The organism is Streptomyces brasiliensis, from assembly GCF_014647875.1.
In the GTDB taxonomy this organism is placed as follows: domain Bacteria; phylum Actinomycetota; class Actinomycetes; order Streptomycetales; family Streptomycetaceae; genus Streptomyces; species Streptomyces brasiliensis.
Map to the genome: position 1 here is coordinate 1 of NZ_BMQA01000196.1, position 1,819 is coordinate 1,819.

At 61.0% G+C, this 1,819-nt stretch carries 2 protein-coding genes; one reads left to right on the forward strand and one right to left on the reverse strand.

The genetic code is table 11. From position 1 onward, the window contains the following. The first annotated feature begins 282 nt into the window (after positions 1-282). Positions 283-1,122 carry an IS5 family transposase gene (locus tag IEZ19_RS49630; RefSeq protein WP_189317933.1) on the forward strand — a complete coding sequence of 280 codons (840 nt, stop codon included), beginning with the start codon at positions 283-285 and terminating at the stop codon, positions 1,120-1,122. Positions 1,123-1,146: 24 nt separating this feature from the next. Here IEZ19_RS49630 and IEZ19_RS49635 read toward each other — a convergent pair whose 3' ends face one another. Further along, positions 1,147-1,719, reverse strand: coding sequence for a nuclear transport factor 2 family protein (locus IEZ19_RS49635; protein WP_189317934.1), 573 nt, complete (start codon positions 1,717-1,719; stop codon positions 1,147-1,149). Positions 1,720-1,819: the final 100 nt, after the last annotated feature.

Below are 1,819 nucleotides of genomic sequence, written 5' to 3' on the forward strand. Positions count from 1 at the left end.
TGATGACACCCGATCGAAAAGCCCTGGATAAAGCACACTTCACAGGTGAAAACGACCTCTAAGAGGGCATTTATGCAGGCCAGGGGCGGTACACGCCTTATGTGAGCGCCCCACTTCACTGCAGGCAGCCCCGATATGCGAAGTACGCCGCTCGGCAAGGCGAGAGCTCCGCCGCCCGTCTCATCCGCTTCTGGGTCCGGAAACCCGTCTGACGTAGAGATGCAACAGAATCTCCTAGCCGCCAACGGAACGAGAAGTGCCAGCATGCTCTCAGGGTGTGCCGTGAGTGATCGCAAGCCGTACCCCAGCGACCTGTCCGACGCCCGATGGGCCCTGATCGAACCGACATTGACGGCCTGGCGGAATGCTCGCCTCGAACGTCGCCCCACCGGCCAGCCGGCGAAAGTCGACCTGCGCGACGTGTTCAACGCGATCCTCTACCTCAACCGCACCGGAATCCCCTGGAAGTACCTCCCGCACGACTTCCCCGGCCACGGCACCGTCTACTTCTACTACGCCGCCTGGCGCGACGAAGGAATCTTCGCCCAGCTCAATTACGACCTCACCGCCCTGGCCCGCGTGAAGGAAGGCCGGAAGCCCGAGCCGACGGCCTCCGTCATCGACACCCAGAGCGTCAAGACATCCACCAACGTGCCCGTGACCAGCCAGGGAACCGATGCCGCGAAGAAGACCGTGGGCCGGAAGCGAGGAATCCTCACCGACACGGTCGGCCTGATCCTCGCCGTGACCGTCACCGCCGCCGGCCTCTCTGAAAACGCCCTGGGGATACGCCTCCTCGACCAGGCGAAGGAGACGTACCCAACCATCGCCAAGAGCTGGGTCGACACCGGCTTCAAGAAGGCGGTCGTCGAACACGGCGCGAAACTCGGGATCGATGTCGAAGTCGTCGACAAGAACCCCGGAACTCGCGGATTTCACGTCCTGAAAAGGCGATGGGTGGTGGAGCGGAGTATCGGTTGGATCATGATGCACAGGCGCCTTGCCCGTGACTACGAGACCCTCACGGCCAGCTCCGAAGCCATGATCCACCTCGCCTCGATCGACAACGTCGCCAAGCGCATAACGGACGAGACTACGCCAACCCGGCGAGGGACCTACTAGACCATGAGCGGCAACTCGGTCACATCAAACGCCCTCTGACGAGTGTGAGGTATCCGTCGAGGACATCGCTACGGATGCTTCGTAGCCCGACACCATTTGGGGGTTCGCGACAAGAGGGAATGTGTGGAAGTACAGGTTCTGCACGCGACGATAAGAGATCCTCCAGCCCGTAGGTGTGCGGACCCAGTCGTCGTGCCAGTAGCCGACCGCGAAAGTGTTGCTTGACCCGTCTCGGTTGCTGTGAGTGTGTAGGTGTGGAGCGATCGAGTGGGCGGTGTCGCCGTTGATCGTCACCGTCGCGTGACCTTCGATGTGCTGCCACGCGTTGAAGGAGAAACCCAGGCCTTCAGTGCCGCCGACGAGGTCCTTGCCGCGCATCATCTCGGCGTAGTCGCCGAGTTCGAAGAGCTTATTCACTCCGTCGGTGGCATCGATCTTGGCGTCGGGAGTGAACAAGTCGCCCCACTGGGCGAGCACGTTGCCGTCCCCACTGTCCGCCTGATGCAGGTCTTGTCCCAGTCCGTAGAGGGCGATCTTGTCCTGGATCTCGACCCGGTCAAGGAGGTACTGAACTCGGTCGTCATCAGTCGTTCCCATATTCCATCCTTCCAAAGATTTGGAAATATCGATGCCGAGGCTAGGGCGCGTATTGAGTCGTGATCAAGTGGTGGTCTGAGTGAGGTCTTTGATCCAGATC